Source organism: Streptomyces sp. NPDC026062, assembly GCF_055568375.1.
In genome coordinates this window covers 97423-111745 of record NZ_JBVHOQ010000031.1, presented here as the reverse complement: position 1 = coordinate 111745, position 14323 = coordinate 97423, and the positions used below count along the sequence as shown (strand labels likewise).

General features: G+C 69.2%; 6 protein-coding genes and 1 pseudogene. 6 read left to right on the top strand and 1 reads right to left on the bottom strand.

Features of this window, described 5'->3' with window-relative positions:
• From ACZ4LX_RS26290 to ACZ4LX_RS26275, 4 genes and pseudogenes are all read left to right on the top strand, one after another.
• A pseudogene (locus tag ACZ4LX_RS26290) lies at nt 1-86 on the top strand (IS5/IS1182 family transposase); the annotation flags it as partial.
• A gap of 45 nt (nt 87-131) precedes the next feature.
• Nucleotides 132-1355: an FAD-dependent oxidoreductase gene (locus tag ACZ4LX_RS26285; protein ID WP_467638628.1), complete on the top strand. Its 1224-nt coding sequence runs from the start codon at nt 132-134 to the stop codon at nt 1353-1355.
• Between the two features lie 3 nt (nt 1356-1358).
• The gene (locus ACZ4LX_RS26280; RefSeq protein ID WP_467638625.1) at nt 1359-2369 is read left to right on the top strand and encodes an NAD-dependent epimerase/dehydratase family protein; all 1011 of its coding nucleotides are present in this window, start codon (nt 1359-1361) and stop codon (nt 2367-2369) included.
• Nucleotides 2370-2817: 448 nt separating this feature from the next.
• A complete protein-coding gene (locus tag ACZ4LX_RS26275) occupies nt 2818-4935 on the top strand; it encodes an eCIS core domain-containing protein (protein ID WP_467638622.1) in 2118 nt (705 codons plus the stop codon).
• A 234-nt stretch (nt 4936-5169) separates the two neighbouring features.
• Here the strand turns inward: ACZ4LX_RS26275 and ACZ4LX_RS26270 are convergent, their stop codons facing one another.
• Nucleotides 5170-5460 carry a hypothetical protein gene (locus ACZ4LX_RS26270; RefSeq protein ID WP_467638619.1) on the bottom strand — a complete coding sequence of 97 codons (291 nt, stop codon included), beginning with the start codon at nt 5458-5460 and terminating at the stop codon, nt 5170-5172.
• Nucleotides 5461-6281: 821 nt separating this feature from the next.
• Between ACZ4LX_RS26270 and ACZ4LX_RS26265 the strand changes: the two genes are divergently transcribed.
• Both ACZ4LX_RS26265 and ACZ4LX_RS26260 read left to right on the top strand, forming a co-directional pair.
• Nucleotides 6282-7895, top strand: a complete 1614-nt coding sequence (locus tag ACZ4LX_RS26265; protein WP_467638616.1) for a PhpK family radical SAM P-methyltransferase — start codon at nt 6282-6284, stop codon at nt 7893-7895.
• Nucleotides 7896-8120: 225 nt separating this feature from the next.
• The gene (locus tag ACZ4LX_RS26260) at nt 8121-14306 is read left to right on the top strand and encodes an SDR family NAD(P)-dependent oxidoreductase (protein ID WP_467638613.1); all 6186 of its coding nucleotides are present in this window, start codon (nt 8121-8123) and stop codon (nt 14304-14306) included.
• The last annotated feature ends 17 nt before the right edge of the window (nt 14307-14323 follow it).

Sequence of the window (14323 nt, the reverse complement as noted above, 5' to 3'; positions counted from 1 at the left end):
GGCAGATCTTCCGAAGATCCCGCATCAGCCCCAACCGCATGAGCGTCATCACGAAAGCCGTCCTCACCCTGGAGAGGCAACGCTGAAAATGCTCACTGACGTCGTCCGAGCGTGGCCCTGATTGCGACTATGTGGTGATCGGCGGCGGGTTCGCGGGGCTGCACTGTGCGCGTCGGCTGGCTGACGCGGGGTTCCAGGTCACGGTGCTGGAACGCACCGGGCGGCTGATGGCGGGGGCCTCGCACGCGAACATGGGCCGGGTCCACTTGGGCTGGCACTTCCTGGGAAGCCCGGAGACGGCGTTGGGTTGCATCCCGGCAGCGTTCGACTTCCTGGAGAAGTTCGGCGATGTCATGATCCCCGGCAGCCCCGCCGGCGGGCTGCCGTTCGCGTCGAGTCTGCTGGTCTTCGCCAAGGACTCCTTCAGCACCGTCGCCCAGCTCATGGATACCGCGGAGCTGATGCGCGCCTGCTACCGGGAGCAGTGCGAGAAACGTTCGGTGAGCTTCGGTGAGCCGGAACGGTTCTTTCGTGTGCGTGAGCCGGGAGCGTGCACCCCCGGGATCGATCCGGCCAGGGTTCAGGTCATGGCGGAGACCGTCGAGTCGTTCGTCGACCTGCCCGCGCTGGCCAGGCGCGTGACGCAGGCCGTACTCGACCATCCGAAGGTCACCGTGCTGACCGGCCACGACGTCGTCGGTGCCCGCCCCGGAGGCGAGGACAGCGAGGGTTTCGATCTCGACGTGCGGGTGGATCGCGGAGCCCGCACGGTGCTGAGGGCCCGGCGGGTCCTGAACGCCAGCTGGATTTCACGCCGTCGCCTGGACGCGGAGATCGCGGCCCACACCGGGGTGGGGCCACCGGCGGACACGGTCTACCGGCTGCGGGCGCTGCTGCGGGTGGGCCTGTCCGGCGAACAGCTGACCCTGCCCTCGGTGCTGGTGGCCCACGGTCCTTTCTGCACCTTCACCAACTGCGGCGACGGCACCGGACTGATGATGTACGAACCGGTCTCCAACCTCGCCACAGCCGAGGATCACGTCCCCGCGCATTGGTGGCCTCTCCTTGAGAAGTCGTTCCCTCCCGCGCAGAGCGACACCCTGGCCCGCACCATCCTCGCGGGGGTCGCGGACTTCATTCCGGCGCTGCGCGGCGCCGAACCCCTCGACGTCATGGCCAGTGCCCTCTATCACGGAGGCGAGGCCGACATCTACGACCCCGCTTCCGAGATCCACCACCGGCTCGGCACCGGAGTCAAGGAACTGTCCCCCCACTGGCTGTCCCTGGACAGCGGCAAGCTCTCCTGGATTCCCCGCTACGCCGACCACGTCGTCACCATCGGAATGAGCACCTGAGCCATGACCGACGCCACCTGGTCCACCCGTTTCTTCGGCCGCCATGTCATGATCGCCGGCGCCACCGGCTTCCTGGGATCCAACCTCACCACCCATCTCCTCGACCACGGCGCCAAGATCTCCACCCTCGTACCCGAGCACGAACTCGGAACCGCGGTGGCACCGGCCCCGCGGTTCGAAGAGGTCACCGTGCACGTCGGTACCGTCGCCGACTACACGGCCGTCGACCAGCTCATCCGGGGACAGCAGATCGACACCGTCTTCCATCTCGCCGCCATCGCCACCGCCGCCGCCCACGACGACCCGCGCCGGGCCTTCGACACCAACATCCGAGGCACCTACAACGTCCTGGAGGCCTGCCGGGTCAACGACGTGGCCCGCGTCGTGGTCGCCTCCAGCGACAAGGCCTACGGCAACGGTCCCCGCCTCCCCTACACCGAAGACATGCCCATGGCGGGCCAGGGCACCTACGACGTCTCCAAGAGCTGCGCCGATCTGCTAGCCCGCAGCTATCACACCGGCTACGGGCTGCCGGTGGCCATCGGCCGCTACGGCAATATCTTCGGTGGAGGCGACCTGCACTGGAGCCGCCTGGTCCCCGGCACCATCCGGCGCCTGCACCACGGCCAGGCACCCGTGGTCCGCCAGGCCGCGGCAGGTCCCTTCTCCCGCGACTTCCTCTACGTCACCGACGCCGTCACCTCCTACGTCGCCATGGCAGCCGCCCTGGACGCCGGCCACGGCGCCGGACAGGCCTACAACTTCGCGATGGGCCTGAACCTGCAACCGGTCGACGTCGTCCGGCGCATCCAGCACCTGATGGGCCGCCAGGACATTCAGCCGGTCCCCGCGCCCTCTCAGCCCGGGGAGATCGCCCACCAGCAGATCGCGAACCACAAGGCCGTACACACCCTGGGCTGGACCCCCTCCTGGACCCTGGACCAGGGCCTGGCCCGTACCGTCGACTGGTACCGCGCCTACCTCACCCACACAGGCCTCGGCCCCCTCATCTGACCGGAAGGCCCAGCAGGCCGGCGAGACACCGGGAGCCGACGGCAGCGTGAAGTCCGGGCCGGAACAGCTGCGCGGGAGACATCCTCGACCCCGCCATCGTCACCGGCTATGCCGCCGGCCGCACCGCCCGTGACCGGCATGAGTACCCCAAACACCGGTCACACCAGCCCTTTGACCCGCTACTCCGGATTGACGGAGGATCAGCGATGTCCCGGGCGTCCGGGACGGGGAAGGGACTGGCTCGCGGTCGCCCCTCGCGGAGGGGCGATCCGATGGCCTATGAATACACTGCGGTCGTCCCTCACACTCACTGATACCGGAGCGTCGGAGCAGCATCAGTGCTCACCGAAGCAGTCACGGGCTTCCTGGGCGGAGTCGCTGTCGATGTCCCCTGTCGGCTGTGCTCTCCCGGCCCAACACCACGGGCAGCACCCCGCGAGAGGATCCGATGCAGGAGAACGAACGCGCTCAGAATCCCGAGGGCAGGAAGCCGGCCCGTTCCGCCGCCAAGGATCCCGCGCAGGGTGGTGTCGTACCTGTCGGCCTTCTCGGCCACCAGAGCACCGCTGGCAACGCCGCCGTCGTCCAGATGCTCCGAGCGGCCGGCCACTCCTGGGCCCAGCCGGAGCAGCATCAGCACGGTGACGGATCCGGCCAAAGGCAGAACGGTCAGGCCGCGTCACAGCCTTCGGTGCAGCGCTCCGCCGTCCATGACGTCCTGCGCTCCAGCGGGCGCCCCCTGGACGAGGCGACGCGCACCGATATGGAAGGACGGCTCGGTGCGGACTTCTCCGACGTGCGGATTCACGACGACGCGGCCGCGAAAGCCTCTGCCGCCGAGGTCGGTGCCCGTGCCTACACCTCCGGCAGCCACGTCGTCATCGGCGACGGCGGCGCTGACAGGCACACCCTCGCCCACGAGCTCACCCATGTCATCCAGCAACGCACGGGGCCCGTCACCGGAACCGACAACGGCGACGGACTGCGCGTCAGCGACCCCTCGGACCGCTTCGAACGGGAGGCGGAGGCCAACGCCACCGCTGCGATGAACTCCCCGCTCACATCGGTGGGATCGGTCCAGCGAGCAGTGGCCGGCCTGTCGTCGCAGCCCGCGTCGGCGGGGGATCCGGCAGCTCTGCAACGGGCGATGAGTACCCGCGACATCGCGGAGGCATCGGCCGGTCAGGTCGCGGAGAAGGCCGAACCTCCCGCGGCGGCCGAAAATGTCGCAGGAATAGTCTCGCTCGCCCCGGTCGTTTTCAGCGAAAAGTTGAGCCTTGTCGAAATCGCCAGAAAGTACAGAACGGGATTCGACGAGGGCGTTCCGATGTCAGACCGATTCGCCCTGGTGATCGGTGTGAACTACTGGGACGGATTGAAGCCCGATCAAGGTAAATTGCTCTCGGCGAAAATCAAAGAGTTCCAAGAGCTGTGGGACAAGGAGGAAAATGCGTTCCCGGTGCGGGTCGTCGGGTTCGACTGGCACAACGACAAGGCCGATGAAGCGAACTATAAAGAGCAGAACATCATTCCCTACGGTCTCATCAGGCAGCGGATCATGGGTGACCCCGAAGTTCCGTCGATGATCCAGAGCCTCAAGGACTGCGGCAGGGAGCATGTCTACCTGCATACCAGTGACGCCGACACCGAATCGTTCCAGACCGACGCGGGACCGCTGTTCTCTGGGGCGGCGGGCCCGGAAGTGGCGGCGACGGAGGAGAATGAGGGCAGGGAGGCCGGTCCGCTTCAGAACGGAAAGCTGGACCTTTTCAGCGGCGGCTACACAGGTCGGGAGCCGGCCCCGGCCCCCGCTGGGAAGAGCGCAAAGAGCAAGGGTGCCAAGGCCTCTGCCGGCTCCGGAAGGGACCTCGTACTCTGGCAGGCCGGGCGGGTCGACCTGATCGTCCGGGACGCCATGGCACTGGTGAATTCGCGCTCTGTCTACTACCCCGAGCCGAACACCTTCGTGAAGGTGCTGCCGGATTACGAAGGTCTGGAGCCAGGTATCGGATTCGGGGAAGGCAGCCAGGAAGGGGCAAGCCTGGTGAACAGTCTGCGAGACAAGCGCACCACAAGAAACGCCGCAGGCAAGGGAGGTGCCGCAACGGAGAGGTTCGACTCCAGGTACGCCATCACCACTGACATGGAACGCATTGGGCAGAATGTCGAAACAGGTCAAGGCGGCAAGAAGAAGCCACCTGTCCAGGACATACTGAAGCAGATTTCCAACCTCGCGCAGAGCCATGCCAGTCAGACCACGTGGCAAGATCGCGTCGAGGAAACGTACAGCCTCCCTGCGGGGGTGAAGAAGAAGCTCGGTGATTTCGTCTATGCGGAGGCGTACGAAGGTAAAGACTTCGGAAACATTTCCGAAGAGGACATCGAAAGATCCTTCGTGAAGATGGTCAAGTCCAAGGGGAATGAAAGTCTGAAGACGGCGGTCTCCGGGATAGGGGTGGAAAATGGTGGCCCCCGGCAGCTGGTGGACATGGTGACGAAGAGCAGAAAAGCGCTGCTGACCGCCCTCGCGAGAGCCAAGGAAGTACTTTCCGGCCAAGCCGGCTGAGGGCTCTCCCGCAAGTGGGCGGGGGAGTGCCGGTACCGCGGCACCAGCGCCCGCTCGCATGGTTGATCAACGGAGGTCTGCTCGCCACTCGACCATCACATCGCGGGACTCGTCCAAGGCGGGATCGCGGCTTCCATCAGGTGCGCCACCTCGGCGACGCATGTCAGGACCGTCATGACCAACCTGCCTGGACCAGCAGTTACGGGACAAGTCGTGGGACGGTTTTCCGGAGGGTCACCGCGAGCGGGCCGCCTCGCGCGCTCCCACGATGAGAGCTTGCACGTTCATGACCACATCGTGGAGGCGTCCCGGCCGCACGCCTTCCCGTGCCATCCACTCATCGAGACGGGGATGGAGGCAACTGACGGCCCACGGCCCCGGGCGCCTCAGTATTGAGCGGCTGACCGAGATCTCTTCCTGGATCTCCCGACGCAACTCGTCTGTCCAGCCCTGCTCGCGATCAGTACTTCCCAGCGGAGCTTTCAGGGCGATCACGGCCTCACCGAGCGACTCTCGCAGATCCATGAGCTCTCCCGTCCGTGCATCTCAATCGTGAGCTGTGGCGCCCCTCGGTTCCAGCGGCACCGAGGTCGGCGTACAGCGGCGCAGTACCACGACAACCCTCCCGGCCCGCTCCTGGTGATCTTCGAGTGGGGCCGCTCGCAGCATGGACATCGCCGCTGCACCAGCGACTGCGGCGAGCGAGAACGCGCAGCGGACCCCGGAGGTCTCTACAGAACCGACGGTCGGCCAGGGTCCTCGCTTCGCCGAACCCAGGGACTTCGCTCCGCCGGCACGCGGTATGACCCGACACTCCTCTTCACGTGAGAAGTGCCTCTGGCCTGAGCCGGAACAAGGACCGGGGACTCACGTCCGTACGCCGACAACCTGAGCTGTGACGGAAGCGATACCCCGCTAAAACGCGGTGTTTCTGCGGTGAGTTGGGTCTGGTTGTGCGGGCTCGGTGCTGCCGGGGCCGGCTGTGCTCGGGGGGGTGCGTCGGCCGGCTGGTCGGGGTTCGTCTCGGGCAGTACCCACGTCCCCGCTCCGCCGCCGACGCGGCACCGCCCGAAGCCACAGGGCCTCTCGTGCCGACGGCGACAGATGCCGCACATACCCCACAAGATCACTCACACCCGCCCAACGCCCCAGAACCCAAAGCGTTTCGGGTCAATAGCACGAGATACCGCAATCGAAGATTTCGACGATCTTGATCGAAACAAAGGCTAGATGAGTGTTGCACGGATGTGCTCTAATCGGCCCCGAGTAGATGATCAACGGCGCGCCGAGCGGCACCGCTGCATGTTTAGCCTCGATGTCCGAGGTTGGTCCGATTTGGGAGAATCGTGGATTGTTTGCTGGTCGGTTTCAATGACGCACCTTTCGCGGATTACGTGGAAACTACTCGCGCGATGGGGGAGGAGTCCGGTGCGTTCCAGGACCTTCGCCTGGCCTACGCGGAGCACGAGGGTGAGCCGCTTCGCTCGCTGGATCTCCTGACCCGGCTGCACAATGAAGAGTTCCCGGACACTCCTCAGAACTTCCACAACGCCGATTTCCTTTGGCCGGTGATTACGTATCTGGGAACATATCTTCACCGGGCCGGGCTGTCCTTCGACTACGTGAACCTCTTTCACCTGGAGAAGGACCAGCTGCGGGAGAAGCTCCAGTCGCAGGACGTCCTGACGGTCGCCATCACGACGACGCTGTACGTGTCGGCCCAGCCGATCATCGAAATCGTCGAGTTCATTCGCCGGTGCAACAAGAAGGTCAAGATCGTCATAGGCGGCCCCTATGTGGCGAATCAGGCGCAGATGGTGTCCGGACCCGACCTGGAAGCCCTGCTGGACTATCTGGGCGGCGACATCTACGTCATCGGCCGCGAGGGTGAGAAGACGCTCGCCCGGCTGATCGAGGCGCTGCGTGACGGAAACGACCTGGGCGGTGTGCCGAACCTGGCCTATCGGAAGGGCGACACGTTCGCCCTGACGCTTCCCGAGGTGGAGTCCAATCCGCTGGAGGAGAACATGGTCGACTACCAGCTGTTCCCGCCGGAGCAGATCGCCGAGTTCGTCACCACCCGCACGGCCAAGTCGTGCCCGTTCTCCTGCGCCTTCTGCGGATTCCCGCAGCGTGCGGGCAAGTACACGTACCTGGATCTTGAGCACGTCGAGAAGGAACTGGATGCGCTGAGCCGACTGCCTCACGTCAGTACGGTCACCTTCATCGACGACACCTTCAACGTTCCGAAGGTCAGGTTCCGCGAGATCCTCCGGCTGATGATCGACAAGGGGTACGGCTTCCGCTGGAACTCCTTCTACCGAAGCGATCACGGCGACACCGAGACCATCGGCCTCATGCGTGAGGCCGGCTGCGAGGGCGTGTTCCTGGGTATCGAGTCCGGTAGCGACGCCATGCTCAAGCGGATGAACAAGACGGCCAGGCGCAAGGACTACCTCACTGCGCTGAAAGCCTTCAATGATGTGGGTATCTCTGCCTACGCATCCCTGATCGTCGGTTTCCCGGGGGAGACCGAGGAGACCGTCGAGGAGACCATCAGTCTCATCGAGGAGGGGCGCCCCGACTTCTACCGCGCCCAGTTGTGGTACGCGGACCCGGTCACCCCGATCTGGCAGCAGCGCGAAAAGTACGGAATCCAGGGTGAGGCGTTCAACTGGACGCACGACACGATGGATTCCGCAACCGCCTGCGATCTGATCAACGACATGTTCACATCGGTTCAGAACTCTGTCTGGCTGCCGCAGTTCGGGTTCGAGCAGTGGAGTGTCTTCTACCTCCAGCGCCGCGGAATGCCGCTGAATCAGGTGAAGAATTTCCTCCGGCATTTCAACGCCGCCGTGGCCGACCAGATGACGCACCCGGGACGCCGTCACATCGAAGCGGAAATACTGGGCCATCTCCGGGAGAGCGCGCGCTTCGACGTCGTCGCTCACTCCTGAGCGCAATACCATTCTTCCTCGGTTGACAGGGAGTCCATTCGCCGTGCGCTCCGACGCGATACGCGAGGACGAATTTATGGATGCGGCGGCCCTCGTACACATGTGGGAACGGTCCCCGAGCCGACCCGGCATCGCTTCGTCCCGGCGCCACGCACCGGCCGGGCAGACCTCCTACCACCCCACAGACCAGGCCGACGATTCCTCTGCCCCTGGAGCCAACGAGTGATGCGACGAGCCAACACGCCCGCGGACCGCGAACCCGGCGCGAGCCCCACTCCGTCCGTCAGCGAGGTAAGTGGGCTGATCCTGGCCGCGGTTGCCGACCGTACAGGCAGCACGCAGGACCGGCTGGACGCGCGGGCCCGGTTCAGCGAACTGGGCCTGGACTCCCTCGCCGTCACCTCGCTGACTCGCGAGCTCGGCGAGGCGTTCGGGCTCGATCTGCCGCCCACCCTTGCCTGGGAGTACCCGACCGTCGAGGCACTGGCCCAGTACGTGGCCGGGGGATCCAAGGCCGCCGGACAGACAACGGCCGGTTCCGCCACGCCTGTTGCGGAGCCCGTCGCGGTGGTCGGCATGGCATGCAGGTTCCCGGGCGCCGGGGACCTGGACGCGTACTGGCGGCTGCTGCTGGACGGCGTGGACGCCGTCACCGAGGTACCGCAAGGCCGTTGGGACGCCACCGCCCTGTACCACCCGGATCCGGAGGAGCCGGGCCGGGCATCGACCCGTTGGGGTGGGTTCCTGGACGGCGTCGATGGGTTCGACCCGCAGTTCTTCGGGATTTCCCCCCGCGAGGCGGCACACATGGATCCGCAGCAGCGGATCATGCTGGAACTGGCGTGGACGGCGCTGGAGGACGCGGGCTCGGACCCTGCCACACTGCGGGACCGCCGCATCGGCGTGTTCACGGCGGCACTGTGGAACGACTACGCGCGCCTGACCGGCAGACGCCCGCAGGCGATCGGCCGGCACACCGCGACCGGCGAGGACCTGAGCGTCATCGCCGCACGGATCTCGTACACGCTGGGCCTGCGAGGCCCGAGTGTCGGCGTCACCACCGCGTGTTCGGGCGCTCTGACGGCGATGCACCTGGCCTGCCAGAGCTTGCGCGACGGGGACAGCGAGACCGCTCTCGCGGGCGGCGTCAACCTGCTGCTGGCGCCGGAGAGTACCGTGGCGATGACGAAGTTCGGCGCGATGTCCCCGCGCGGCCGCAGCCGGGCGTTCGCCGCCGGCGCGGACGGCTACGTGCGTGCCGAAGGCGGCGGCCTGGTCGTCCTCAAGCTGCTCTCCAAGGCACGTGCGGACGGTGACCGGGTCTACTGCGTGATCCGTGGAAGCGCCCTCAACAACGACGGATACAGCAACGGCCTGACGGCACCCAGCCCGCAGGCGCAGGAGGACATGCTGCGCCAGGCCTACGCCCGGGCCGGTGTCGCGCCCCACGATGTGGACTACGTCGAGGCGCACGGCACCGGAACCCCGCTCGGCGACCCCATCGAGGCGGGCGCCCTGGGACGGGTTCTGGGCGCCGGACGCCCGGACGACGCCCCCCTGCTCATCGGGTCGGTGAAGACCAACCTCGGACATCTGGAGTCGGCCGCGGGCGTCGCGGGGCTGATCAAGACGGCGCTCGCGCTCCACCACCGGACGCTGCCACCGAGCCTGCACTTCGCAGAGCCGAGCCCGCACATCGACTTCGCCGGGCTGGGCCTGGAGGTGGTCGGCCGGGCCCGTCCGTGGCCGCAGCGCGAGGACGGCACCCCGGCCCTGGCGGGCGTCAGCTCCTTCGGCTTCGGCGGCACCAACTGCCACGTCGTCCTGGAGGCGACGGCGCCGGAGCCCCGGCTCCTGATGCTCTCGGCACCTGACACCACCGCACTGCGCACGCTCGCAGGCGACCTGGCCGACGCCACTGCCGGGGCCGCACCCGGTTCCGGTACCGCGCACCTGCTGGCGGAGGCACACCGACAGGCCGAACCCGGGTCCGCCCGGTCCGCGGCCGTCGTACGCTCGGTCCCCGGCCTGGTGGCCGCACTGAGGGACGCGGCGGTCTCCGACGGGGGCCGGGAGAAGCCGGCCCGGCTCGCCTTCGTCTTCTCGGGCCAGGGCTCCCAGTGGGCCGGGATGGGCCGGGATCTCCTGCGCGAGGAACCCGTGTTCGGGGCCGCCGTCGACGCCTGTGACCGGGTCTTCGCCGATCTGGCGGGCTGGTCCGTACGGGAGACCCTGCTGGAGGGCGACGCCGGGCAGCTGCGGCGGACAGAGATCCTCCAGCCCCTGGTGTTCACCGTGCAGACCGCGCTGGTGGCGTTGTGGGGCTCCTGGGGCGTACACCCGGACATCGTGCTCGGCCACAGCCTCGGAGAGGTCGCGGCAGCGCACGCCTCGGGCGCTCTCGGCCTGTACGACGCGGCGCGTGTCGTGCACCACCGGAGCAGGCTGATGGCACGCATCGACGGCGCGGGTGCCGTGGCCGTGGTGGAGCTCGACGCGGACCGGGCCGCCGAGGCCGCCGCCCGCTACGGTGCCGGCCGGGTCGAGGTGGCCGGGCGGAACAGTCCGTCGGCCACGGTGCTCGCCGGAGACCCGGACGCGGTCGAACAGTGCCTGACCGCCCTGCGCGAGCAAGCGGTGCCCGTGCACCGTGTCGCCATGGGCGTGGCCTCGCACACCGCCCACTGCGATCCACTGCTGCCCGAACTGGCCACGGAGCTGGCCGGGATCCGGCCGCTCCCGCCCCGGACCCCGCTGCTCTCCACCGTGACGGCCGCGCCACTCGTCGACGGCCCGGACGCCGGCTATTGGAGGCGGAACCTGCGCGAGCCGGTCCTGTTCGCCGACGCCGTCGGGCGAGTGCTGGACGACGGCCCCGTCGCGTTCCTGGAAGTCGGCCCGCATCCGGTGCTCGGCCGGGCGATCTCCGAGACCGCTGCCGCGCGCGGCCCGGACGCCGAGCACGTCCCGGTGTGCGCCTCACTCCACCGCGACCAGGACGCCCGTACCTCGCTGCTCACGGCGGCGTCGCGGCTGCACCGAGCCGGGTTCGACGTCGCCGCGCCCACGCCCGGACTCCCGGGCCCGTCCGCGCCGACGGCTGAGCCACGGCTGCTGACGCTGGCCGCACACAGCCCGGAGGCGGCCCGCGCCCAGGCCGGTGCGGTGGCCGACCTGCTGGACGCCGCCGCCCCGGAGGCGGCCATGGACGCCGTGTGCGCTGCGGCGGCCCGGCTCAGGAGCGGCGGAAGGCACCGGGTCGCCGCCGTGTTCCGGGACCGCGATGACGGGGTCGCCCTGCTGCGCCGGGCCGCAGCGGGCCTGCCGGACGCCTCGCTTCGGGTGGGCTCCGTGTCGCGGCGGCCGCGCAAGTCGGCGTTCGTCTTCTCGGAACAGGGCACCGAGTGGGCCGGCATGGGCCTCGGCCTGAGTCGCCGCGAGCCGGTGTTCCGCGCGGCGCTGGAGCGATACGACGGGATACTCCGCGACGTGGCCGGCTGGTCACTGTTCCGCGTCCTCGGGGAGGCGGAGGACCACCTCCGGTTCGACTCCACCTCGGTCGCCCAACCTGCGCTGTGCGCGGTGCAGCTGGCACTGGTGGAGCTGTGGGACCACTGGGGTGTACGGCCGGACGCGGTTGCCGGTCACGGCGCCGGAGAGATTGCCGCCGCATGCGTGGCCGGCGCGATGGGGCCGGAGGACGCGCTGCGCGTCGCGGTCGAACGGGGCCGTGTGGAGGAACAGGCCGTCGGCCATTCCTCCCACGGCCCGCAGAGGGAGCCCTTCGCCGCCGAACTCACCGAGCGACTGGCCCGGGTGCGCCCGGCAGCCGGCCGGCTGCCGTTCGTCTCCACCCTCACCGGAGGCGAGGCCCGGTGCGTGGACCTGGACGCCGCGTACTGGGGCCGGACCGTCCGGCACCCGGCCCGGTTCCGCGACGCCGTGGACGCGCTCGGCGGGCTCGGCTGCGACGACTTCGTGGAGATCGGCCCGCATCCGGTGCTGACTCCGGCCGTAGTGGAGTGCCTGGCGGACCGTCATGACCCTCGACGCGTCGTCGTACCGTCGCTGCGCCGGGGCGACGACACGCACACACCGCTGGTGTCACGCGGCGCGCTGTGGGCGGCTGGGCATCCGGCGCGCCGGGAGGCGGTGCCGTCGCCCGCGGCCCGTTCCGTCCGGTTGCCCGCCTACCCGTGGCAGCGGGAACGGTACTGGGTGGACGAGGCGCCCTTGGAGGCCCGCACCCGGACGGAACCGGTGTTCCAGGAACAGCTGGAGGCGCTCGCCGCCCGGCTCGGTACGCGGTCGGACCTCGGAGAGGCCGAACGAGCCGCGCTTCCCCGGCTGTTGCGTCTGCTCTCCGAGGAGGCCGAGCGGCGGACCCCGGACGGCAGGGAGACAGCTGCCGGTCCGGCGGCCGGTGAACAGGGCCCGTCGGCGCAGCTGCCCCGCTACACCGTGCGGTGGACACCCCTGCCGGCCCTGCCCGCTCCGGACCACGGGAATCTCGCGGGTCATTGGCTGCTCGTCGGCGGGCAGGCGCTGGCCGGGGAACTGGCCGACCGGCTGCGCGCGGCCGGCGGCACGGTGACGGCCGTTCCGGCGGAGACCGACGATCTCGGCACGGCCCTGACGGCGGCGCTCGACCGGATGGGCGGCCCCCTGCGCGGAGCCGTCCACCTGCACGCCGCCCAGACCGGGACCGGTACCGGCGGGGACCTCATGGGTGAGGTCACCGCGTCGGCCCTGGCACTGGTGCGGTGCCTGGCGGCCCGCTCCCCGGCGGACGCCGGCCGGCTGTGGTGCGTGACCCGGTCGGCCCGCCCGGACGCGGGGTCCGTCACCGGTTCCGAGGCCGCGACCGGGAACGCCGCCGCGGCCGGGGCGGCGCTGTGGGGCTTCGGAGCGACGGTGGCCCAGGAACACCCCGCTCTCTGGGGTGGAGTGGTCGACGTCGACGGCTCCGCGCCCGGCCTGACCGCAGACCTGCTGGCGGCCGAACTCCACTCGGCCGGCAGCGAGGACCGGCTCGCTCTGCGCGCCGGAGCGCGGCTCGCGGCGCGGCTCGCCCCGGCGGCGCCGGAGCCCGGTGACGCGCCGGTCCCGTTCCTGGACCCGGACGCCGCCTACCTGGTCACCGGTGGCACCGGAGGCATCGGACTGCTGGTGACCCGCCACCTGGCCGGACTCGGCGCACGCCGGCTGTTCCTGGCTGCCCGCGGCGAACCGTCCGCTCAGGCACGTCACGTACTCGACGAGGTGAGGGAGACCGGCGCCCGGGTCACCGTCGTCCGCACCGATCTGGCCCGCCGTGACGATGTCGAACGGCTGGTGCGGCTGATGTCGGTCGAGGCGGCGCCGCTGCGCGGCATCGTCCACGCGGCCGGTGCGCTCGACGACGGCGTCCTCCTTCAGCAGACCCCGCAGCGCCTGCGCCACGTGCTGGCGGGCAAAGCGGGCGGCGCACTGCTCTTGGACGAGCTGACCGGCGACATGCCGCTGGACTTCTTCGTGCTCTTCTCCTCCTTCACGGCGGCACTCGGTTCGGCCGGCCAGTCCGGGTACACCGCCGCCAACGCCGTGCTGGACCGGATCGCGCTGGGCCGTAGGGCGCGCGGTGTGACGGCCGCCAGCATCGGCTGGGGACCGTGGCACGAGGTGGGCATGACGTCCGGTGAGGCAGCCCGGCAGCGATGGCCGGAACGGGGGCTGACTCCGCTGGATCCGCAGTTGGGCCTGCGGGCGTTCGACCGGGCGCTCACCGGCGCGGCCGGACCGCACGAGCTGGTCCTGGACATCGACTGGGCAAGGTACGCGGCGCAGTTGCCGCGCGCCTCGGCCCCGGCCCACCTGCGCACGGTGCTGGCCGAGGACGATGTCCCGGCCCGGACGGAGACGCGGGAACCGCGGCTTGGGCAACAGCTGGCCCAGGCCCGTCCCGAAGACCACGGTGCACTGCTCGGCGACCACGTCGCGCTGCGCGTGGCCGAGGCCCTGGGCATGACCGATCCACGACGGGTGGACCGCGAGGCCGGGTTCTTCGACCTCGGCCTGGACTCCATGGACGCCGTGGGTCTCGCGGAGAGACTGAGCCAGGACCTCGGCGACGAAGTGAAGCTCCCCGCCACCACCGTCTTCGACCACCCCAGCGTCGCCGCGCTCACGGCGTACACCGCCGGACTGCTGGTGACGGCGGAGAACGCGACGCGCGAAGCCGCCGCCGCCCAGGCCTGCGTGCCCGAGGCGGACACGTACCCCACCGGAGGGGACGACGGCCGGGCACAGCCGGCCGACCGGTATGCCGGGACGGGTGGCTCGGACACGGACCTGGAGACGCTGCTTGCGGAGATCGAGGGTCTGTCCGAGGAAGAGGCGGTTCGCCGCCTGGCCGAGCTGTCCGACGACTGATTTCAGGGGAAAGAACT